Source organism: Nocardiopsis kunsanensis DSM 44524, from assembly GCF_000340965.1.
In the GTDB taxonomy this organism is placed as follows: Bacteria; Actinomycetota; Actinomycetes; order Streptosporangiales; family Streptosporangiaceae; genus Nocardiopsis; species Nocardiopsis kunsanensis.
Window position 1 is genome coordinate 14,724 of record NZ_ANAY01000048.1, and the last position, 21,087, is coordinate 35,810.

Annotated in this window: 19 protein-coding genes; 11 read left to right on the top strand and 8 right to left on the bottom strand. The window is 71.8% G+C overall.

The genetic code is table 11. The annotated features are described in order from the left end of the window. The first annotated feature begins 307 nt into the window (after window positions 1-307). The 3 genes from xylB to D456_RS0122070 all read left to right on the top strand — a co-directional run bounded on the left by xylB (window position 308) and on the right by D456_RS0122070 (window position 5,533). Window positions 308-1,690, top strand: coding sequence for a xylulokinase (xylB, locus tag D456_RS0122060; protein WP_017578351.1), 1,383 nt, complete (start codon window positions 308-310; stop codon window positions 1,688-1,690). A gap of 335 nt (window positions 1,691-2,025) precedes the next feature. After that, window positions 2,026-2,979: an aldo/keto reductase gene (locus D456_RS0122065; RefSeq protein WP_026116124.1), complete on the top strand. Its 954-nt coding sequence runs from the start codon at window positions 2,026-2,028 to the stop codon at window positions 2,977-2,979. Between the two features lie 61 nt (window positions 2,980-3,040). After that, complete coding sequence (locus tag D456_RS0122070) at window positions 3,041-5,533, top strand: ATP-dependent Clp protease ATP-binding subunit (protein WP_017578353.1); 2,493 nt, start codon at window positions 3,041-3,043, stop codon at window positions 5,531-5,533. 93 nt (window positions 5,534-5,626) lie between these two features. Here the strand turns inward: D456_RS0122070 and D456_RS27180 are convergent, their stop codons facing one another. From D456_RS27180 to D456_RS0122085, 3 genes are read right to left on the bottom strand one after another with little or no spacing between them, the layout of a single operon-like run. Next, window positions 5,627-5,794, bottom strand: a complete 168-nt coding sequence (locus D456_RS27180) for a hypothetical protein (RefSeq protein ID WP_017578354.1) — start codon at window positions 5,792-5,794, stop codon at window positions 5,627-5,629. Window positions 5,795-5,823: 29 nt separating this feature from the next. Continuing rightward, the gene (locus D456_RS0122080; protein WP_017578355.1) at window positions 5,824-6,816 is read right to left on the bottom strand and encodes a TIGR03557 family F420-dependent LLM class oxidoreductase; all 993 of its coding nucleotides are present in this window, start codon (window positions 6,814-6,816) and stop codon (window positions 5,824-5,826) included. A 40-nt stretch (window positions 6,817-6,856) separates the two neighbouring features. Next, window positions 6,857-7,981, bottom strand: coding sequence for an SDR family NAD(P)-dependent oxidoreductase (locus tag D456_RS0122085; protein WP_017578356.1), 1,125 nt, complete (start codon window positions 7,979-7,981; stop codon window positions 6,857-6,859). A gap of 346 nt (window positions 7,982-8,327) precedes the next feature. Between D456_RS0122085 and D456_RS0122090 the strand changes: the two genes are divergently transcribed. The 7 genes from D456_RS0122090 to D456_RS0122120 all read left to right on the top strand — a co-directional run bounded on the left by D456_RS0122090 (window position 8,328) and on the right by D456_RS0122120 (window position 15,135). Then, on the top strand, window positions 8,328-8,714 hold the full coding sequence (locus D456_RS0122090) for a hypothetical protein (protein ID WP_017578357.1): 387 nt from the start codon (window positions 8,328-8,330) through the stop codon (window positions 8,712-8,714). Between the two features lie 77 nt (window positions 8,715-8,791). Then, complete coding sequence (locus tag D456_RS0122095; RefSeq protein WP_026116125.1) at window positions 8,792-9,196, top strand: four-helix bundle copper-binding protein; 405 nt, start codon at window positions 8,792-8,794, stop codon at window positions 9,194-9,196. 333 nt (window positions 9,197-9,529) lie between these two features. Next, the gene (locus tag D456_RS0122100) at window positions 9,530-10,579 is read left to right on the top strand and encodes an NAD(P)-dependent alcohol dehydrogenase (protein WP_017578359.1); all 1,050 of its coding nucleotides are present in this window, start codon (window positions 9,530-9,532) and stop codon (window positions 10,577-10,579) included. A 180-nt stretch (window positions 10,580-10,759) separates the two neighbouring features. Further along, window positions 10,760-11,545: an SDR family oxidoreductase gene (locus D456_RS0122105; RefSeq protein ID WP_017578360.1), complete on the top strand. Its 786-nt coding sequence runs from the start codon at window positions 10,760-10,762 to the stop codon at window positions 11,543-11,545. Window positions 11,546-11,714: 169 nt separating this feature from the next. Next, entirely contained in the window at window positions 11,715-13,190 is a 1,476-nt protein-coding gene (locus tag D456_RS0122110) for a bifunctional phosphatase PAP2/diacylglycerol kinase family protein (protein ID WP_026116126.1), read from the top strand. Window positions 13,191-13,306: 116 nt separating this feature from the next. Continuing rightward, window positions 13,307-13,915 carry a hypothetical protein gene (locus D456_RS0122115; protein WP_017578362.1) on the top strand — a complete coding sequence of 203 codons (609 nt, stop codon included), beginning with the start codon at window positions 13,307-13,309 and terminating at the stop codon, window positions 13,913-13,915. Further along, window positions 13,915-15,135 carry a PrsW family intramembrane metalloprotease gene (locus tag D456_RS0122120; protein WP_017578363.1) on the top strand — a complete coding sequence of 407 codons (1,221 nt, stop codon included), beginning with the start codon at window positions 13,915-13,917 and terminating at the stop codon, window positions 15,133-15,135. Before D456_RS0122115 ends, D456_RS0122120 begins: the two co-directional genes overlap by 1 nt. Before the next feature lie 140 nt (window positions 15,136-15,275). Here D456_RS0122120 and D456_RS0122125 read toward each other — a convergent pair whose 3' ends face one another. From D456_RS0122125 to D456_RS0122145, 5 genes are all read right to left on the bottom strand, one after another. After that, entirely contained in the window at window positions 15,276-16,067 is a 792-nt protein-coding gene (locus tag D456_RS0122125; protein WP_040699897.1) for a pyrimidine reductase family protein, read from the bottom strand. Then, window positions 16,052-16,747, bottom strand: a complete 696-nt coding sequence (locus tag D456_RS0122130; RefSeq protein ID WP_017578365.1) for a class III extradiol ring-cleavage dioxygenase family protein — start codon at window positions 16,745-16,747, stop codon at window positions 16,052-16,054. Before D456_RS0122130 ends, D456_RS0122125 begins: the two co-directional genes overlap by 16 nt. A gap of 58 nt (window positions 16,748-16,805) precedes the next feature. Further along, window positions 16,806-17,666: a dihydropteroate synthase gene (gene folP / locus D456_RS0122135; RefSeq protein ID WP_017578366.1), complete on the bottom strand. Its 861-nt coding sequence runs from the start codon at window positions 17,664-17,666 to the stop codon at window positions 16,806-16,808. After that, window positions 17,660-18,643, bottom strand: a complete 984-nt coding sequence (locus D456_RS0122140) for a glucosyl-3-phosphoglycerate synthase (protein WP_017578367.1) — start codon at window positions 18,641-18,643, stop codon at window positions 17,660-17,662. Before D456_RS0122140 ends, folP begins: the two co-directional genes overlap by 7 nt. Window positions 18,644-18,866: 223 nt before the next feature. Continuing rightward, a complete protein-coding gene (locus tag D456_RS0122145; protein ID WP_017578368.1) occupies window positions 18,867-19,793 on the bottom strand; it encodes a LysR family transcriptional regulator in 927 nt (308 codons plus the stop codon). Between the two features lie 71 nt (window positions 19,794-19,864). Here D456_RS0122145 and D456_RS0122150 point away from each other — a divergent pair, with 71 nt between their 5' ends. Next, window positions 19,865-20,911 carry a YeiH family protein gene (locus D456_RS0122150; protein ID WP_083904667.1) on the top strand — a complete coding sequence of 349 codons (1,047 nt, stop codon included), beginning with the start codon at window positions 19,865-19,867 and terminating at the stop codon, window positions 20,909-20,911. Window positions 20,912-21,087 lie beyond the last annotated feature (176 nt).

The following is a 21,087-nucleotide window of genomic DNA, read 5'->3' on the forward strand; positions in this document are numbered from 1 at the left end:
GCGGCCGCGCTGTTCCGGCCGCCGGGCACACCGGCCCGACGCGCGGACCGACATGCCTGCTCCGAGGCTATCCAAGCTTCTTGATAGGAATAGTCCATTTTGTCGCACTTGTTGGTGACGTGCCCCACATGCGCCGCCCTCGAACAGCGCACCGGAACGACCCCGCGAGGACGGCCCGACCGCCCACCAGAGGCAGGAGCCGCCGCCGGGGCCCAGGCCCCGGCCGCCCCGCAGCACCGCTTTCCCGGCGCCCGTTCACGGCATAGATTGTGAGTGACACCACCCCCGTCCCCCTGGAGCGCCGCACATGTCCCTGGTCGCCGGGATCGACAGCTCGACCCAGTCCTGCAAGATCGTGGTCTGCGAGGCCGACACCGGCACCGTCGTCCGCGAAGCACGCGTACCCCACCCCGACGGGACCGAGGTGCACCCCGATGCCTGGTGGGAGGCGTTGACCCAGGCCTCCGCAGGCCTGCTCGAGGGCGTGGAGGCGGTCGCCGTGGCCGGACAACAACACGGCATGGTCACCGTCGACGACCACGGCGAGGTCGTGCGTCCTGCCCTGCTGTGGAACGACACCAGGTCCGCGGGGGCCGCCGCCGACCTGGTCGACGAACTCGGCGGCGCCGGGGCCTGGGCCGACGCGGTGGGGACCGTCCCCACCGCCAGCCTGACCGCCGCCAAGCTCCGCTGGTTCGCCGAGCACGAGCCCGCGGCCGCGTCCAGGGCACGGGGGGTGATGCTGCCGCACGACTGGCTGACCTGGAAACTCTCCGGATCCGAACGGCCCACCACCGACCGCGGCGACGCCTCCGGCACCGGCTACTGGGACCCGGCCGGCAACACCTACCGCACCGACCTGCTCGAGCACGCTTTCGGACGGCAGCTCGACCTGCCCCGTGTCGCCTCCCCCGCCGAGGCGGTCGGCCGCACCCCCGAGGGCGCGCTCGTGGCCCCCGGCACCGGCGACAACATGGGCAGCGCCCTGGGCCTGGGCCTGCGCCCCGGCGACGCCGTGGTCTCCCTCGGCACCAGTGGCACCGTCTTCGCCGTGGGCGACCACCCCTCCCACTCCCCTCAGGGCGCGATCTGCGGATTCGCCGACGCCACGGGCCGGTACCTGCCGCTGGTGTGCACGCTCAACGCCGCCCGCGTACTCGACGCGACCGCGGCCATGCTCGGCACCGACCTGCCCGGCCTCGACCGCCTGGCCACCCTCGCCGAACCCGGCGCAGGAGGGATCGTCCTGCTCCCCTACCTCGACGGGGAACGCACCCCCGATCTGCCCGGGGCGGCGGGGTCGCTGCACCACCTGAACCGGGACAACATGCGCCCGGAGAACATCGCGCGGGCCGCCGTGGAGGGCATGCTCCTGGGGCTGGCCGACGGGCTCGCAGCCCTGACCGACAGCGGGGTCCCCGTCGAACGGGTACAGCTCGTCGGCGGCGCCGCGCGTTCGGAGGCCGTGCGTGCGGCCGCACCGACCGTGCTCGGCGCCCCTGTGGAGGTGCCACCGCCCGCGGAGTACGTCGCCATCGGTGCCGCGCGCCAGGCCGCGTGGGTGCTCGCCGGCACCGGGGAACCGCCCGAGTGGAATGTGGGCGAGCCCGAGTTCACCGCGCAACCGCAGGAGATCGCCGGGCTCCACGAGCGCTACGCCCGCGTGCGCAGGGACACCCACGGCGTGTGAGGCCCGCTGGGCCGAGAACCGGAAGGCCCTCGCGGCCGTTCCCACCGAGGGGCCGCAGCGCACCGGCGCCAGGCCACCGACGCCGGGTCCGGTGCACTCCGGTCGACCCGGACCCGGCGTGCCTGTTTCCGGCGTGTCGGCACCTGAGCGGGGACGTACACGTCCCCGACGGCGGGCACAAGGGTGCAGCCGTGAGCGGCCGCGTCCCGGCAGGCGCATGCGCAGGGGACTTTCCTGACCGCGAACAGACTTGCCCTTCCGGGTGCGTTGAGGCGTAACCTTCCCGTGACAGAGGTCTTCCGGGCCTCCCGAACCCCATACGAATCCTGGTGACCATGAACGCGACCCGGCTACGCCGTCTCGGATCCTCCGATCTCCACGTCTCGTCCCTGTGCCTGGGCGGCAACGTCTTCGGCTGGACGGCCGACGAAGCTACCTCCTTCGACCTGCTCGACGCCTACGTCGAGGCGGGCGGCAACTTCGTGGACACCGCCGACTCCTACTCGTTCTGGGTCGAGGGCAACAGCGGCGGCGATTCGGAAACGGTGATCGGCCGGTGGCTGGCCCGTCGGGGAAGCCGCCCGCAGGATCTGGTTCTGGCGACCAAGGTGTCCCAACACCCGCAGTTCCAGGGGTTGGGCGCGAGCAACATCCGCGCCGCTGCCGAGGCCTCCCTGCAGCGGTTGGGGGTGGAGACCATCGACCTGTACTACGCCCACTTCGACGACCGCGACACCCCGCTGGAGGAGAGCGCACGCGCCTTCTCGGCCCTGGTCGACCAGGGCAAGGTACGCCAGGTGGGGCTGTCCAACCACAGGCCGGAGCGCATCGCCCAGTGGTTGGACATCTGCGCGGACCAGGGCCTGCACGCCCCGGTGTGCGTACAGCCGCACTACAACCTGGTCGAGCGCGGTGTCGAGTCGGACCTGGTGCCGCTGGCCCAGGAGCGGGGCGTGTCGCTGCTGCCCTACTTCGGATTGGCAGCCGGGTTCCTGACCGGCAAGTACCGCAGGGGCGGCGCCGACGTGGACAGCCCCCGGGCCGGTAAGGCCTGGGAGTACCTGGAGGAGCCGCGCAATGAGCAGGTCCTGGCGGAGCTGGACCGCATCTCCCGGGAGCGCGGCACGACACAGGCGGCGGTGGCGCTGGCGTGGCTGGCGCAACGCCCGGGTGTGGCATCGGTATTGTCCAGCGCGCGCAACCTCGACCAGCTCTCGGGGCTGCTTCCGGTCATGGAGATGCAGTTGAGCGAGGAGGAGGCCGCGGCACTGACCAAGGCTTCCTCCTGACACCGAGGACCCATCGCTTAAGGTTATTCACCCACGACACAAGCACGGGGGGCAGAAAACGATGACCAACGATTTTTCCGACGACCAGGGCAACGACCCCGGGTCCTTCGACGAGTTCCTGGCCCGCTTCCTCGGCGCACGCGGACCGGTGCGGCGGGTCGACCTGTCCAAGCTCATGAGCCCCGAGGCACGGCAGGTCGCCGACGCCTCCGTGCACCGTGCCCTGGAGAGCGGCGGCGCCGATGTCGACTCTGTGCACCTGCTCTGGTCGCTTCTGCGCTATCCGGCCACCCGGGAGTTGATCCAGCGCACCGACGCCCAGATCTCCAAACTGGAGGAGGTCATCGACCAGGCCGTCTCGCAGGCGCCCCGGTCCGTGCGGGGTTCGGCGCGGCTGACCCCTTCGGCCAAGCGCGCCCTGCTCGACGCCCTGCAGATCGCCCGTGCCACCGGTAGCTCCAGCATCACGCCCGAGCACATCCTGTTCGCGCTCGCGGTCAACCCCGATCACCCGGTCAGCCAGTTGTTGCGCGACTCCGGGATCACCCCGCAGTCCCTGCAACAGGCCTCGGGCACCCAGTCCACCACGGAGCAGAGCGAGTCCGAGCCCTCCAGCACCCCTTCGCTCGACGAGTTCGGTACCGACATGACCGCGCTCGCCCGGGAGGGGCGCCTGGACCCGGTCGTGGGGCGCGACCCCGAGGTCGAGCAGTGCATCGAGGTACTGGCGCGGCGCCGCAAGAACAACCCGGTCCTGACCGGTGACCCTGGTGTAGGCAAGACCGCGATCGTGGAGGGCATCGCCCAGCGCATCTTCGACGACGACGTCCCCGACGTACTGCGCGGGCGCCGTCTGGTGCAGCTCGATCTGTCCGGGATCGTGGCGGGCACCCGCTACCGGGGCGACTTCGAGGAGCGCCTCAACCAGATCATCGAGGAGATCCGCACCCACTCCGACGAACTGTTGATCTTCATCGACGAGATCCACACGATCGTGGGCGCCGGCGCCGCGGAGGGCTCCACCAGTGCCGGGAACATGCTCAAGCCGCCGCTGGCCCGGGGTGAGCTGCACATCATCGGTGCGACGACCCTGGACGAGTACCGCAAGAACATCGAGAAGGACGCGGCCCTGGAGCGGCGTTTCCAGCCCATCCAGGTACCCGAACCCTCGGTGCAGGACAGCATCGAGATCCTGCGCGGGCTGCAGGACCGCTACGAGGCCCACCACCAGGTGCGCTTCAGCGACGAGAGCCTGGTGGCCGCTGCCGAGCTGTCCGACCGCTACGTCACCGACCGGTTCCTGCCCGACAAGGCCATCGACCTGGTCGACCAGGCCGGCGCTCGGGTGCGTCTGCGCCTGAAAACCTCCAGCACGGCCCTGCGGGAGATCGAGGGGCACCTGAAGAATCTGGAGGAGAAGAAGGACAAGGCGGTCCAGGAGGAGGACTACGAGCACGCCGGTCAGCTGCGGGACGAGATCATCGAGGCCCGCAGTTCTATGCACCAGGCCCGGGGCACCGGTTCTTCGGTGCCCGAGGTCAGTGCCGAGGACATCGCCGAGGTGGTCTCGCGCAGCACCGGGATCCCGGTCAGCCAACTCACGCAGGAGGAGCGCGAGCGTCTGGTCAACCTGGAGGAGGTCCTGCACGGGCGGGTCATCGGCCAGGGCCAGGCGGTCACGGCCGTCGCCGAGGCGATCCGCCGCAACCGGGCCGGGTTGGGCGACCCGGACCGTCCAGTGGGCAGTTTCCTGTTCCTCGGTCCCACGGGTGTGGGCAAGACCGAGCTCGCCCGGGCCCTGTCCCAGGCGATGTTCGGCTCCGAGGAAGCTCTGATCCGTATCGACATGAGCGAGTTCCAGGAGCGCCACACCGCCAGCCGTCTGACCGGCGCTCCCCCCGGGTTCGTCGGTTACGAGGAGGCGGGCCAGCTCACCGAGTCGGTGCGGCGCCACCCCTACTCGGTGCTGCTGCTGGACGAGGTCGAAAAAGCCCACCCGGACGTGTTCAACCTGCTGCTGCAGTTGTTGGACGACGGGCGCCTGACCGACGGCCAGGGGCGCACGGTCGACTTCCGCAACACCGTGGTGATCATGACGAGCAACCTGGGTTCGGAGGTCATCAGCGGTGGCGCACCGATGGGCTTCACCAGCAGCGGGGAGATGGACACCGACACCGAGCAGCGGGTGATGCGGCGCCTGCGGGAGGAGTTCCGGCCCGAGTTCATCAACCGCATCGACGAGGTGATCGTCTTCAAGCAGCTCGGTGAGGAGGAACTGGGCCAGATCACCCGGCTCATGCTGGAGAAGACCGAGCAGCGGTTGGAGGAGCAGGGCATCGCCGTGCGCTTCACCGACGAGGCGGTCGGCTGGTTGTCCCAGCGCGGTTACCAGCCCACCTACGGGGCCCGGCCGCTGGCGCGCACCATCCAGCGCAACATCGGCAACAAGCTCTCACGGATGGTGCTGGACGGACAGATCGTCTCCGGTGACCGTGTGCTCGTCGACGTGGGCAGCGACGAGAACCTGGCCATCAACACCGTCGAGTCCTTCTGATACCTGCCTGCCGACAGGCCCCGGCCCGGGACATCGCGGCGATGTCCCGGGCCGGGGCTCTCTCATGGCATATTCACCGCACGGGCCCTCGTCTCAGGCCGGCTCCGGTTCGGGTTCGGGTCCGGGCGGCCCGGGCAGCGGCGGCTCGGGCGGCACCGGTTCCGGCTCGGGTTCGGGCGGCGGCATCGGTGTGGGAGGGAACGGGTCCGGCGGCATCGGCTCGGGCTCGCGTACGGTCCCGTCCCGCATCCGGGTCGGCATGTGCACTACCTCCTTCACTGGGGGACGTCCTACGGACCGGGGGCCTCCGGGGCGGCCCGGTCCTCGGCTCTCAGACGGGGCAGGATCTCGGTGGAGAAGAACTCGAAGAACCCGTCCTGGTCGTCACCGATCTGGGAGATGTAGACCTCCTCGACCCCGGCCTGTAGGTAGGGCCGGATCGCTGCCATGTGCGCCTCGGGGTCGGGTCCGCACGGAATCTGTTCGGCGACCCTGTCCTCGGTGATCAGTTCCCGGGTGAGCTGCTCGAAGTGGCGCGGCAACGGCAGGAGCTGTGCTGCTTCCCCGGGCAGGGCGTCGTTGGCCCAACGGTGGTGGGCCAGACGCCGGGCCTCGGCCCCGTCCTCGTGCCAGCAGACCTTGAGGCCGCCCTGGACGGGTTTTCCCGCCCCGCCCCGCGCCCGGAACATCTCGATGGTCTCGGTGCTGGGCGCAACCTGGATCAGGCCGTCGGCCACGTTCGCCGCCAGGGTGGTGGCCTTGGGGCCGAAGGCGGCCATGAAGATCTGCGGGCTCTCCCCGGGCAGGGTGTAGATACGGGCAGTGTCCAGGTCGTAGTACTCGCCGCGGTGGGTGACGAGCTTGCCGGTCCACAGGCGGCGCATCACCTCGACGGCCTCCTCCAACATCGCCAGGCGCTGGGCGGCCGGCGGCCACGGCAGGCCGAGGATGTGTTCGTTGAGGGCCTCGCCCGTGCCCACCCCGAGGGTGAATCCGCCGCGTGCGAGTGCTGCGGTGGTGGCGGTGGCCTGGGCGATGATCGCCGGGTGCATCCGGGTGGTCGGGCACGTCACCGCGGTGGTGATCGGCAGGGCCGTGGCCTGGCCGATCGCGCCGGCGACGGTCCATACGAACGGTGCCTGGCCCTGGCTCTCCGACCAGGGATGGAAGTGGTCGCTGATCCACAGGGCGTCGAAACCCGCTGCCTCGGCTCCCTGGGCCTGCCGGACCAGGTCCCTGGGCCGGTGTTCCTCGGTGGACAGAAAATAGCCGATGCGCGTCACGTGCGATCCCCCGTCGTCGCCCGCGCACCCGGCCGGTTCCTCACCGCCGGTCGCGCGTGTCCTGGTTGAGTCGGTTCCCTGCTCGTTCGTTGAGAGCGCCGATGCTCTCGGCCAGACGTCCGACCCTGCTGTCCCCGCTCCGGCTGCCGGTGCGTTCGTCCACGTGCTCGGGCACCCCCGGCAGAAGCCTGGACACCAGCCCCATGGCCTGCTGTGTCAGCCCCGGGGCCAGGCCGCGCGCCGCCAGGCCCAGGCGTGTGGTGGGATGCAGGATCACAAAAACCCGTCCGCTCGCGGCCGCCCCGACGATGCGGCGGGCCGCGCGGCGCGAGTCCACACTCAGCAGGGGCATTCCGGCCAATAGGGCGAACCAGGCGTACTCCCGCTCGGGGTCGCCGATGAAGAGCACGCCTCTGTGCGACCCCGTGCGCATGAGGCCGGGCACGACCGTGCTCACGCGCACACCCGTGCCTGCGGTCTCGGCGGCCAGCCCCTCCGACAGGGCCGCACTGGCGTGTTTGGCGACCGAGTAGGGCAGCAGGTGGGGCACGGTCAGGTAAGCGCCCACGGAGGTGATGTTGACCAGGGTTCCCTCGGTGCGTCGCAGGTGGGGCAGGGCCTCGCGGGCGACGTGGAAGGGGCCCCAGTACATGATGTCCATGGCTTCGGTGAAGTAGGTGTCGTCCATGGCTTCGGCCGGGCCCACCCGCATGACGCCGGCGTTGTTGACCACGACGTCGAGGCGGCCGAACCGTTCGACGCTCTCGCCGATGAGAGCGCGTACCTGTTCACGGTCGGTGACGTCGCAGACCACACCGTGAGCGTCGATCCCGCGGCCGGAGAGCTCGGCCACGGCCCGGTCGAGATTGCCGCGGTTGCGCCCGCACACGACGACCGAAGCGCCGGCGGCACCGAACTCACGGGCCATTTGCAGACCCAGGCCGCGGCTCCCGCCGGTGACGAGAGCGACACGTCCGTTCAGACGTCCGGAACCGCGGTTCCCGGCCGCCATGGAGGCGCCGACGCCGATGAGGGCCCCGGCTCCGGCCCAGGCGGCCAGGTCGAGGGCGCGTTCGCCCGGTGTGGGGCGCCGCTTCCGGTCGCGGAACCTGCGCAGGGTCCAACGGGCCCCGAGGAGCGCTGCGGGTGCCTTCCAACCGCTCACCGGCCGTCTCCGTTCCGTTCGAGGGGTCGTGGATGTTCTCCCACGGTTACCCGGCGCTCGCGCCGTGAAAACCGCAGGTGGCAAGAGATGGGGTTGCGTCTCCGTGCTCTTGGGCCGGTCGGCGCGGGTGCCCGGCCCGCGCCCGGACGGTGGAGGGGTGAGGGCCCCGGCCGTGGGGATCGGGTGCACCCGGGGTGGCCCCACTCCGGTACGGGCGGGGCCCGGGCGAACGCAGGGGCCGTGGGGGCGGGTGGGGCCCGTTAAAACGACTCCGGCGTCGGGTATCCCAGGGGCGAGCTGCCCTCTGCGGCAGCCGTCCGCCCCATCGAGCGGAAGGGGGGCGAGCATGGACGCGCCCGGTGCCGCATGGTTGGTCTGGGTCCTGGTGACCATCGCCGTTCCGATCGTGGTCATCTTCATCGTTCTGGGCGTGCTGCGCTGGTCGCGGTTGCGTGCGCAGGAGGCGGTGCGCTCGGAGGAGTACTGGGAGGAGTCTCCCGACGGGCGGCGTTATCCCACCGGGTACGAGCGCATGTACGACCCGGAGGCCCGCCGCGCCGCGACCCGGGGCGAGTACCCCGAGGACGAGGATGCCGGTGCGCAGGAGGAGCAGCACGGGGCCTCCCCCTCGGAGGACGCCGAGCCGGGCAAGGAGGGCGAGGTCCGCCCGGACCGGCAGGACCGGCCGGAGGGGCAGGACGGGCAGGAGGGCCCGTCCGGTACCGGGCGGTGAGCGGTGCGCCGGTCCCGCTCAGGGCAGTACCGGACCCGCCCAGGGAAGAAGTCGTCGACCGCGGCTGGAGGAACACGATGACTGTCACTGCACGGATGCTCGAGACCCACCCCGGCGCGGCCGAGGGGCTCGACCCCCGGATACTCGGCGCCTGCATCGACGCCTGTACCGAGTGCGCGACGGCATGCACCTCGTGCGCGGACGCCTGTCTGGCGGAGAGCCGCGTCGGAGAACTCGTGGAGTGTGTCCGGCTCGACCTGGAGTGCGCTGACCTGTGCGCGGCCACGGGCCGGCTGCTGACCCGTGGTTACGGGCGCCGGCGAGAATGGTACAGCGAGCTGCTGAGCGCGTGCGTGCGCGCGTGCGAGGAGTGCGCGCGGGAGTGCGAGAGCCACGCTTCCCACCACGAGCACTGCCGTGTGTGCGCCGAGGCGTGCCGCCGTTGCGCGCAGGCGTGCCGGGAGCTCATGGCTCTGCTGTGAAGGCCCGCCGGCGCGTACGGGGCCGGCGGCCCCGGCCGGGTCAGCCCGGGCGGTGCAGGACCGGGTCCAGCCCGAACAGGGGAAAGAGCGTGGTGTCGAAGAACTGCACCACGTGCGAGAACCCCTCCGGGGCCGGCTCCAGAACAAGTCAGGTCCGCCCTACGACGGTCGGCAGCGCGATCGCCGCACCGGCGCACCGTGTCAACAACAAAGCACACGATCTGTACACGGCCTTGAACGAGCCGAACGGACCTGCGTTGATAACTTCGAGTGTCCGCCAGGCCGACCGTGCGTGATGTCCGAGGCCTGGTTCTGCGACAGTGGGGAGCACGTATGCGAGCCGTGGTCTTCGAGGACTACCAGACATTCCCGGTCCTGACCGATGTGGAAGCGCCCGAACCCGGGCCGGGCGAAGTTCTGCTGAAGGTGGCCGGTGCGGGCGCTTGCCACTCGGACGTGAGTGTTTACCGCACGTTCGAGAAGGGCTCACCCGGCGCGCAGAAACCCCCGTTCGTGCTGGGACACGAGAACTCCGGATGGGTCGAGCGTGTGGGCACCGGGGTCAGTGAACGCATCAAGATCGGGGCGGCCTATCTCGTCTACGGGCCGATCGGCTGCCAGCACTGCCGCCAGTGTGTCCAGGGCAAGGACACCTACTGCGAGAACGCGGCCACGATGCCTTACCAGGCCGTGGGTCTGGGCCGGGACGGCGGCATGGCCGAGTACGTGACTGTGCTCGCCCATCATCTGGTGCCGTTGGGGGACGCCGACCCGGTGAGCGCCGCTCCTCTGGCCGACGCGGGCCTGACGCCCTACCACGCCATCAAGCGGGCGCTGCCCCACCTCCAGGGCGGGGGCAGGTACGCGTTGGCGATCGGGTTGGGCGGACTGGGGCAGATCGGGGTGCAGATCCTTCGGGCCCTGACCGGTGCCACGATCATCGCGACCGACCTCAGGGCCGACGCGCGTGAGCAGGCCGAGGCCAACGGCGCGGTCACGGTTCCCGGCGGCGACGACCAGGTGGAGCAGATCCTGGAGAAGACGCACGGGCGGGGCATCGACGCCGCCTTCGACTTCGTGGGGGCCGGCTCGACCATCGCCACGGCGGCCGGGGCGATGGCCCAGGGCGGGGCGTTGTCCGTCGTGGGTATCGGCTCGGGGACGCACGAGTTCTCGTTCTTCACCAACCCCTACGAGTCATATGTGACCAACACCTACTGGGGCACTGTCTCGGAACTGTGGGAGGTCGTGGACATGTACCGGGCCGGGCAGATCCGCCCGCAGGTGGAGCGCTACGGCATGGAGCAGGCGCTGGAGGCCTACCGCCGTCTGGAGGCCGGTGAGGTCAACGGCCGCGCCGTGGTGGTGCCCGGCCAGGGCTGACCCGCCGCCCCGTCGGATCGGCCCGCCCGTCGCGTCCCGCCCGCGCGACGGGCGGGCCCTCGTGCATCCGGGTTTCGGCGTGTGCCGGGCATGTGACGGGCGCGTGCCGCGCCCCGCCTTCCCCGTCGGCCCGCTCTCCTGCCAGGATGCCCCTGCACCGACACGACCGTGAGGAGAACGATGGACCTGGGGATCGCCGGGAAGGTCGCCCTGGTCACCGCCGCCAGCTCCGGGCTGGGACGGGCGATGGCCGTGGCGCTGGCCGCCGAGGGTGTGCACGTGGCCGTGACCGGTAGGAACGAGGAACGCCTGGAGGCGACCGTGCGTGCCTGCACCGAGCACGGGGTGCGCGCCACGGGTCTGGTGTGGGACCTGGCCGAGCACGAGCGTGCCGACGAGGTGGCCCGGCGCGTGGCCGACGAGCTGGGGCCCGTGGACATCCTGGTCAACAACACCGGCGGGCCTCCGCCCACCCCGGTGCAGGGCCAGGACCCGCAGCTGTGGCAGGAGCAGTACGGCTCGATGGTGCTGCCGGTGGTGCGGCTGACCGACGCCGTGGTCGGCGGGATGCGCGAGCGCGGGTGGGGGCGTGTGATCACCAGCACCTCCTCCGGTCCGATCACGCCGATCCCGAACCTGGGGTTGTCGAACACGCTGCGGGCCTCGCTGCACGCCTGGTCCAAGACGCTGTCGACGGAGGTCGCCGCGGACGGGGTCACCGCGAACGTGATCGTTCCGGGCCGTATCGCCACGCCACGGGTGGAGTCGCTGGACCGGGCGCAGGCCGAGCGCGAGGACCTGCCGGTGGAGGAGGCCTCGGCCAAGAACCGGGCGGGCATCCCCGCGGGCCGGTACGGCTCGCCGGAGGAGTACGGGGCGGTCGCGGCCTTCCTGGCCGGGCGGCAGGCCGCCTACGTGACCGGTTCGGTGGTGCGCGTGGACGGCGGTCAGATCCCGTCGGTGTAGGCCGGACCGGTGGGTGTCTTCTGTCACCCGGCAGGTGCCCCGGGCCCGCTGGATGCGAGGTGAGCGCGGGGGTGTGGTGGGATCGGGGCGGCCGCCACCGCACGCGCGCTCGTTCCGGTGGCCGGGGCTCTTCTGGACAGCGCGGCACGCGCCCACCATTGTGGGGTTCATGCGAATGCTGCGCCGTCTGAGGCGAATCGACGAAGGTGCCTACCAGCGCGCTGTCTCGGTGGGGGTGTCCTCCCTGGACCCTTACACCCCGAAGTTCGTGCAGGCCACCGACAACATGGCGCCGTGGTTCCTGGTAGCGGGAACACTCGCGGTGAGCGGCAACCCGCGTCTGCGGCGAACCGCGATGCGGGCACTCGCCGCGGCGGGGATGGCCAACGCCGCTTCCGCCGCCGTCAAACAGGTCGTGCGCCGGCCCCGTCCCGACAGCTCGGCGGTGCCCAGGGCCCGGTTCCCCTACCGCGACTACCCGAGCGGTTCCTTCCCCTCCGGGCACACCGCCGCGGCCGTGGGGTTCGCCACGGGGGTGGGCGCGGACGCCCCGCGACCACTGACCGCGCTGGCGGGGCTGCTGGCCGGTGCCGTGGCGGTCTCGCGTGTGCACAGCGGGGTGCATTACCCCGGTGATGTGCTGGGCGGTGCGGCGATCGGTGCGGGTGCGGCGCTGGTGGCGCGCACGTTGGTCCCGCCCCGGCCCGAGTTGGCCTTCGGGGCCCGGGCGGTGCCCGCCCCGGACCGCAACGACGACCCCGAGGGCTCCGGCGTGACGGTGGTGCTCAACCCGCGTGCGGCCGACGGCGGCATGCCCACCCCGCACGTGGCCGACACCACGACACGGATCTCCCGTGTGCTGCCGCGGGCCCGGATCATGACGACCACGGCCGACGACGACATGGCCGAGATGATGGACACCGCTGCCCGCGAGTCCCGGGTGCTGGCGGTGGCCGGCGGTGACGGCACGGTCAACACGGCTGCGCAGGCGGCGCTGGCGCACGAGCGGCCCCTGCTGGTGCTGCCCGACGGCACCCTCAACAATTTCGCACGCACGTTGGGGCTGGATTCGGTGGACCGGGCGTTGGAGGCCTACCGGGACGGGCGCACGGCGCGGGTGGACGTGGGTGATGTGGACGGCAGGATCTTCCTCAACACCTCCTCGTTCGGTTCGTATCCGCGCATGGTCGAGCGGCGGGACCGGTGGGCGCACCGGATCGGCAAGTGGCCGGCGTTCGCGCTGGCCCTGCTGCAGGACCTGGTGTCGGTGGAGCCGACCCCGGCGATGGTGGACGGGCGCCCCACGCGGGTGTGGTGGGCCTTCGTCGGCAACTGCCGGTACCGCACGCACGCGCGGGTGCCGGCGTTGCGCGAGAACCTGGCCGACAACCGCCTGGACGTGCGGGTGCTGGAGGCGCGTTCGCCCTTTCCCCGGTTGCGGGCGATCGCCGACGTGGTGGCCGGCCACCGCGCCCGGGGCGGCGGGTACACCGAACGTTTGACCCCGCACCTGTCGTTGGCGATCGCGGCGCGTCCGCGGTTGTTGGCGGTGGACGGCGAGGTGGTCGAGGGGCCGTCCCAGGTGCGTTTCACCAAGCACCCGGCGGCGCTGCGGGTGTTCGTTCCTGCGGTTTCCTCCTCTTGAATCGGTGAAATCCCCGCCAAAATGCAACAAGCACCTCCGAAGCTACAGAAACCCACAAAAGGGACTGCTTCGCTGGTCGTCACACGCCATGTCCGTGGACGACGAAGGGGGCACGCATGGCAGAGGCGACGGAACAGGGCACGGGGGCGCGCCGACCCCGAAGCAACTGGGTCCCGTTGGCGGTGGCCACCGGGATCGTCGTCCTGCTGGGGGCCGGATGGCCCCTGCTCGACGCGGCCACACCGAGCACACAGGAACTGGCCTCCGACCACACGGTCGACGTGGGCTCGGGCGGTGACTACGCGGCCTCCCTGCAACCGCCCCAACGCGGCTGGAACATGGACACCACACGCACCATGGCCGGCCAGCAGTACGTACTCACCCGAGGGCCGGTCGAGCTCGATCTGACCTCGGTGACGCCCCCGCAGGACATGGACGCCACCCCGGAGAACCTGTGGGCGGGGATGGAGACCACCAGCAAGGTCCACGATGCATCTGCCCGGCTCGGTCGGCCCGAGAACGCCAACAGCCAGGACGGCACCGAGGGTCTGGTCGGCGACCTGCACACCCAAGGGCGAACCGAACGCGCCGCCGTCTTCCCCTCCCCCGACGGCGAGTTCGCCGTGGAGATGATCCTGGGCGGCAAGGACGCCACCGAGGCCGACCTCGCCGCCGTGGAGGACGTCGTCGAAGCCGTCTCCTTCGAGCACCGGGGAGGGTCATGATGGGCCGCGCACCGCACGAACCCAGCAAGCACACACCAGGCCGCGATGAGGGGCAGGTGCCCTCCCAGCGCGGGCCCGAGCACGAACAAGAGACCACGTACGGGTCCCGCCCACACGATGCCGAACCCGCCGCCCCGGGCCGGGACGGCGAAGGGGCGCCCGGCTCCGTGCACATCGGACGCGGCGCACACGAGCCCGGACAGCGCCTGCCGGCCCTGGCCGCAATGGCCGTCCTGGCCGCGGCCTGTGTCATAGGGCTGGTACTGACGTGGATGTACGCGTCCGGGATCGTGCGCGCCTACGCGTGGCCGGCCGTGCTGGCCTTCGGCCTGGGCGTGATCACCTACCTCGTCGGTTTCTTCATCTTCCGGCGGATCAGGCCCGTGCGTCCTCCCCGAGTCACGGTGGCGGTACTGGCCACCGTCTGGGGGCTCCTGGCAGCGACCGGTGTGGCCGCCTACGCCAACACCGGTATGGGTGGCCTGTGGGGACAGATCCTGGGTTACGAGACCGCCGGGGCCTGGACGGCGGCTCTGACCGCACCGCTCAACGAGGAACTCCTCAAGCTCGCCGGCGTGGTCGTGCTCGCGGTCGCCTTCCCGCGCGCCCTGCGCGGACCCGTCGACGGGTTCATCCTCGGGGCACTCGTAGGACTGGGTTTCGAGGTGACCGAGAACTTCCTGTACGCGCTCAACTCGATCAGCATGAGCGGCGCGCTGGCCCCGGCCACCTCGGTGAGCGACAGCACCATCGTGCGGGTGGTGTTGACCGGCCTGGGCAGCCACTGGGCGATGACCGCGATCGCCGGGACGGCCGTCGGCGTGCTGGCCGCTGTGGACTGGCGGCCGGGGCTGCGCCGGGCGCTGGGTGCGCTGGGGCTGGTGCTGCTGGCGATGCTGGGGCATTTCTTCTTCGACTCACCGCTGCTGGGCGAGGGGCTGGGCGGCATCGCCGCGAAGGTGGCGTTCGTGTTCCTCAGCGCCATGGTCGTCTACTTCCTGGCCCGCCACACCTACCGCGGCCGGGTGAGGAAATCCCTGTCCGAGCAGGGCTCCGACCTGGGGATGCGGCGTGCGGACGCCAAGCACCTGGCTTCCCGGCACGGCCGGAACAAGGCCCTGGCGCGCGTGGCCCGGCCCGAGCGGCCCGAGGTGCGCAGGCGCCAGGAACGGATGGTGGAGGAGGCCGAGGACCGGGCCGCACGGCATGCCGTGAACTGACCTCCGCCATCACCCGACGGCCGTCGCCTCCCCGTGGGCGGCGGCCGTCGTCCGTTTCCGGCTCCCTCCGATCACGCTCGGGCCCCGGCCCCGATCCGGTCACGCCCGTTCCCGGGCCGCTCGGCTCACGTGCGAGCCCTTCACGCTCCGTCGCGGATCCACCGGTGCAGGAGCGTTCCGTCGGCCTCCAGCACCAGCCGTGGGAACAGGTGCAGGTCGGCGGGGACCCCGGCGGTGATGCGCTGGGCCCGACCGCCGGCCATGAGCGGAACCACGGTCTGGCAGAGCTCGTCGAGCACCCCCGCGGCCGCCACGTCGGCGAGCAGCCGCGGCCCGCCCTCGCACAGAACCCGGCGCAGCCCCCGCTCGTGCAGGACCCGCACCGCCCTCGGCAGGTCGACCTCGTCCCGCCCGGCGATGAGCACCCGCTCGGCGCCCAACACGTCGCGGGCGCGCTGCAACGCAGGTTCCCCCGCGGCCTCGCAGGTCACCAGGTACACCGGCCCGCGGTCGGGCACCTCCTCGGCCAGGATCGGCGGAACGCTCCCGCTCGCGCTGACCACCGCCAGCGCCGGATGCGCACCGCGGCCCTCCGCCACGGCGCGCTCGGCAAGGGCACCGCTGCGCCGCGCCGCACGCCGGTATCCCTCGATGCGCGCCGTCCCCGCGCCCACGAGGATCACGTCGGCCAGGTCGCGCAACAGCGTGAAGACCCGGTTGTCGGGCTCGGTGTTGATGGAGGCGGTCCGCCCGTCATTGCCCGCAGCGCCGCCGTCCAGGGTCGCGACCATGTTCGCCCGCACCCAAGCGCGCGCGGAGGTGTCGGGGTAGGCGTACAGGTGCTCCAGAGCGGCGTCGTCGGCCGGGTCGCCGGGGAACGGCCCGTCACCCCCCGCCAAGCCCGGAACCCCTTCGTTCAGGAGGACTCGCACGTCCACACCCCCACCAGGTACTGGACCCCGAACGGGTCGTCGGCGTAACGCACCCCGGCCGAGACCGGAGCACCCTCGATCTCGACCGCGGCGGCCATGACTTGCCACGCGGCCCGTCCGGCGACCATGAGTTCCTCGGCGAGCGCGGCGTCCAATCCGGCCAGCGCGGCGGTGTCGCCCTCCGAGACGGCCCGGTGCACGGTGTCGTCGAAGGCGAAGGAGCGCTCGTCCAGGTGGCCGGGCGCCTTCACCCCGCGGCGCGCGCTCCCGTCGCCCATGACCAGCAGCCCCACACGTTCGCCGCGCCCGGCCAGACCCGCGGCCACCCGCGCGACCTCGTCCGCGTCGGCGTCGTGGGCGACGGTGTGCAGTTCCACGGGCAACGCGTTCCCGGTCTCGCCCAGGAGCCTGCGCGCCACCGCAAGGCTCAGCGGGAGCGCGTCGGCCTGCGCCACCGGCGTTCCCGCGCCCCCGTAGGCACGCGCGGGCACGGGCGCGTCGGTGTGTTCGGCCGTGGTGTCCCCGCCCCCGACCACGATCAGGCGGTCGGGGGCGGCCGCGGTGAGCTCGGCCAGCACCCCGTGGCAGGCCTCGCGCACGGGGGCCGCCACGTCCTCGCCCCCGGTCAGTTCCCGCAGCAGCAGCGGCGGGTGCGGGCACACTGCGGTGCCGACGATCATCGGTGTTTCCTTCCAGGCGGTGCGGTCCGTGGACGCGGGCGGGTGCCGGGGAGCGGGCTCAGGCCAGACCCCGGACGGTGCGGGCCGGGGGACGCACCCCGCGAATGCTCGCGACCATGTCCAGGACCTGCCGGGTCTCGGCGACCTCGTGGACACGGTAGACCTGCGCCCCGTGCCAGGCCGAGACCGCTGTGGCCGCCAGGGTCCCGGTGAGCCGTTCGCCCACGGGCAGGTCGAGGCTCTCCCCCACGAAGTCCTTGTTGGACAGCGACACCAGGACCGGCCGTCCGGTCGCGACCATCTCGTCGAGACGGCGGGTCAGTTCCAGGGAGTGCCAGGTGTTCTTGCCGAAGTCGTGCGCCGGATCGATGATCGCCGAGGCCGGATCCACGCCCAGGGCCACGGCGCGTTCGGCCTGCGCGACGGTGGAGTCGATTGCGTCGCGCACCACGTCGTCGTAGGCGACCCGGTGCGGGCGGGTGCGCGGGGTGATGCCGCCTGTGTGGGTGCACACGAGCGCCGCCCCCTGCTCCGCGGCGACCTCCGCGAGCCCGGGGTCGTGGCCGCCCCAGGCGTCGTTGAGCAGGTCGGCCCCGGCCTGGCACACCGCCTCCCCGACGGTGGCGCGCCAGGTGTCGACGCTGATGATCAGGTCGGGGAACTCGGCTCGCACCGCAGCGACGAAGTCCACGACACGGCGTTTCTCCTCGTCGGCGTCGATCTCCTCGCCCGGGGCCGCCTTGATGCCGCCGATGTCGACGATGTCGGCGCCCTCGTCCACGACCTTGCGCACCCGTTCGAGCGCGGGGCCGTCGGCCCAGGTGGCGCCCTTGTCGTAGAAGGAGTCGGTGGTGCGGTTGACGATCGCCATGACCAGGCAGGTGTCGGCGCCGTAGTCGCGTCCGCGCAGTCTCAGCACCGTCCGGCCACCTTCCCTGCGAGCTGAGCCCCGGTTGCGGTTCCGTGCCCGGCCGGCGGCGGACCCACCCGGCTCGCGGGCCCTCGTTCCACGACCCCGACCTCGGTGGTCATCGTCTTCCCCCCGGTCCCGTACTGGTGCAGTTCCACGGTGTCGGTGCCCGGCCCCGCACCCGCCCGGCGGTCGGCGACCGCGAGGAGTTCGGTGGCCATGGCCCCGAGCCCGTGCAGGCTCTGGTGGTGGTGTCCGCGTCGCCCCATGCCGACCTGGGCGATGGCGTCCACGCCCCGGCTCAGGTGGGTGTCCACGAGGGTGGCCAGCTCGACCCCGTAGCCGACCGGGACGGGCAGTTCGCGCAGCAGGGAGCGCCGGATCGCCCACTCCCCCGACAGCGGCTGGATGATGCCGGACAGCTCCGGCCAGCGCAGCGCGATCGTGGGGCGGGCGACGAGCTCGGTGACGCGGCCGCCCTCGTGGGTGGGGCGGGCGTCCTCGCGGTCCAGGACCCGGTCGTAGAAGGCCTTGACCAGCTCCACGCCGGTTTCCTCCAGCAGCGGCCCCAGGAGCCCGAAGACGAAGTGGGTGTCCCACTCGACGAGGTCGGCGTCGAGGAAGACCAGGATGTCGCCGGCGGTGACGAACTGGGCCTTCCACAGCGCTTCGCCCTTGCCGCGGTGGTGGCCCAGGTCGGGGCGCACGTCGACGGTGCGGTGCACGCGGGCGCCGGCGCGGGCCGCCTCGCGTGCGGTGGCGTCGGTGGAGTCGGAGTCCATGGCCACGATCTCGTCCAGGAGCGGGAAGCGCTCGACCAGTTGCTCGCGCACGCGGGCGACGATGCTTCCGACGGTGGCTTCTTCGTCGCGGGCGGGGACGACCAGGCTGACGGTGGTGCCGGTGTCCCTCTTGAGCTCCACCAGGCGTTGCGGCGTCCACTCGGTCCATTGCCGGGTGCGCCGCTCGAACCAGCCGTCGTTCACCGTGCTCCTCCAGAAGGCTCCCGGGCCGGAAAGCCGCGGGACGTGTGTCGCTCCGCCCTGCCCCGGCCGGGTATCGGTGCCGGTACGGGGCGGCGGACAGGGGCCGGGCCCCTGCTCCCCAGAGCCTACGCGCCGTCGGTCCGGGGGTGTGGGCGGGCGGGAGTGAGGCTCACGACGACGCGGACCGGGAATCCGCGCGGCGGCCCCGATCCCTGTGCGGCGCTCAGCGGTGGTCGGTCCCCAGTGCGGTCTCCAACATGCGTGCGGCGGAACCGACCGGGGTGGCGGGGCCGGCCCAGACAGCACGCAGCTTGCGCCGCGGTGTGCCGCCTGCGACCGGGACCGGCACCAGGCGGCCGCCGGCGAGTTCGTCGGCGGCCGCCAGCCGGCTCAGGATCGCCGGGCCTGCCCCGGCCCGGACCGCCCGGATGATCGCCGCCGTGCTGTTGAGCTCGCTGACCGGGCGCACCGGGCCGAACGGTTCGAGCACCTCGTCCACCAGCGCGCGCGTGCCCGATCCGGCCTCTCTGATGACCAGGGGTGTTTCGGCCACCTCCCGCAGGTGGACGGCGCCGCCGCGGGCCGCGTGCGCCGCCCAGGGATGCTCGGGTGCCACGACCAGCTCGAGCGGGTCCTCGCGGATGACGGACTGGTGCAGGTGCTCGGGCGCGGTCGGCGATTCGACGAACCCGATCCCGTACTCACCGGACACCACGCCGGCGATCACACGCTCGGAGTTCTGCATGTCGAGCACGACGCTGATGCTCGGGTGGGAACGGTTGAGCAGGCTGATCCACAGGGGCGCGAGGTGCTCGGCGACGGTCTGTGAGGCCCCGACGGCGAGCTTTCCGGTCCCGTCGTGGGCCAGGGCCCGGGTCCCTGCGGCGAAACGTTCGAGGGAGTCCAGGACCTCCTGTGCCCACGCGGCGGCCAGCTGCCCTTCCCGCGTGAGTGTGGAGCCGCGCGGGGAACGGTCGAGCATCTTGAGGCCCGTGCGCCGCTCCAGCATGGCGATGCTGCGCGAGGCGTTGGGCTGGGCGATGCCGACGCGGCGGGCCGCGGCCCCCACGGACCCGGAGTCGGCAAGAGCGACGAGCACTCGTAGGGCGGGGATCTGCACCCACTCCGCCGTCATCCCGGCCTCATCCATATCACCACCATATGACCTCATGGTCGATCTCTCTCTACCGGACCTCCGGCAGCCGTCACAGCATGGGACCCATGCCGAATACCCCTCTTTCTCCAGGTCAAGCCTTAGGGCGGCTGTCGCCCGGGCTGCTCGTCTGTTGCGTCGTCGGGGCCCTCAGCACGGCGGCCGCCGCCCCGTTCGACGGAGTGAGCGGGCTGGTCGTCGCGATCGTCGTCGGGATGGTGTGGCGCAACTGCGCCCCCTACCCCCGTGTGCTGGTCCCGGGCGCGGCGGTGGCGGCCAAGCCGGTGCTGCGCTTCGGGATCGTGCTGTTGGGCCTGCAGCTGTTGATCGGGGACGTTCTCGGGCTCGGGGTCTGGGTGATCGCCGCTGTGATCGCCGCGGTCGGCCTCACCTTCTGGGCCACGATGGCGGTGGGGCGCCTGCTCGGGCTGGGCCTGAACCAGCGCCTCCTGGTGGCCTCGGGGTTCTCGGTCTGCGGTGCGGCGGCGGTCGCGGGCACGGACTCGGTGACCGACTCCGACGAGCGGGAAGTGGCGACGGCCGTCGCCATGGTCGTCGTGTTCGGCACGGCGATGATCCCGCTGATGCCGGCGCTGGGCACACTCTCGGGTTTCACCCCCGAGCAGACCGGGCTCCTGATCGGGCTGAGCACCCACGAGGTCGCGCAGGTCGTGGCCGCCGGTGGCATAGCGGGGGGCGGGGCCCTGGCCGTGGCGGTCACGGTGAAGCTGGCCCGCGTGCTGTTGTTGGTCCCGGTCCTGGCCGGGATCGCCTGGAGCCGGCGCGGGGGTGAGGCTGCGCCGGACGCCGCCGACGACACGGACCGGAAGAAACGCCCGCCCGTCGTCCCGCTGTTCGTGTTGGGGTTCCTCGCCTGCGTGGCGTTGAGGAGCACAGGGGTCGTGCCGGATCCGGTGTTGGAGGCCGCCGGGCTCCTGCAGGCGCTCGCGCTCTCCACCGCGATGTTCGCCCTGGGGCTGAACGTTCACGTGAAGGCTCTGCTCACGGTGGGGGTGCGCCCCGTCGCGCTGTCCGCGGTCTCGACGCTCGTGATCGTGCTCGTCAGCTGGTCGGCGGTGGTGGTGCCCGGGCTCTTGGGCTTCGACGCGGTCTGAGGAGCTCGTCCGGACGGCCCACCCATCCCCCGGGCCGTGGGTCGGAACCGTGTCGCTTCGACCCCTGACACAGCCCGCCGGAGACCATCGGGAGCTGCCGTATCGCGGGGTGGGTCGACTAGATGAGTAATTCCAAGGGGTGCCGGAGCCAGACATGAGACGAGGGAGTTCAATGC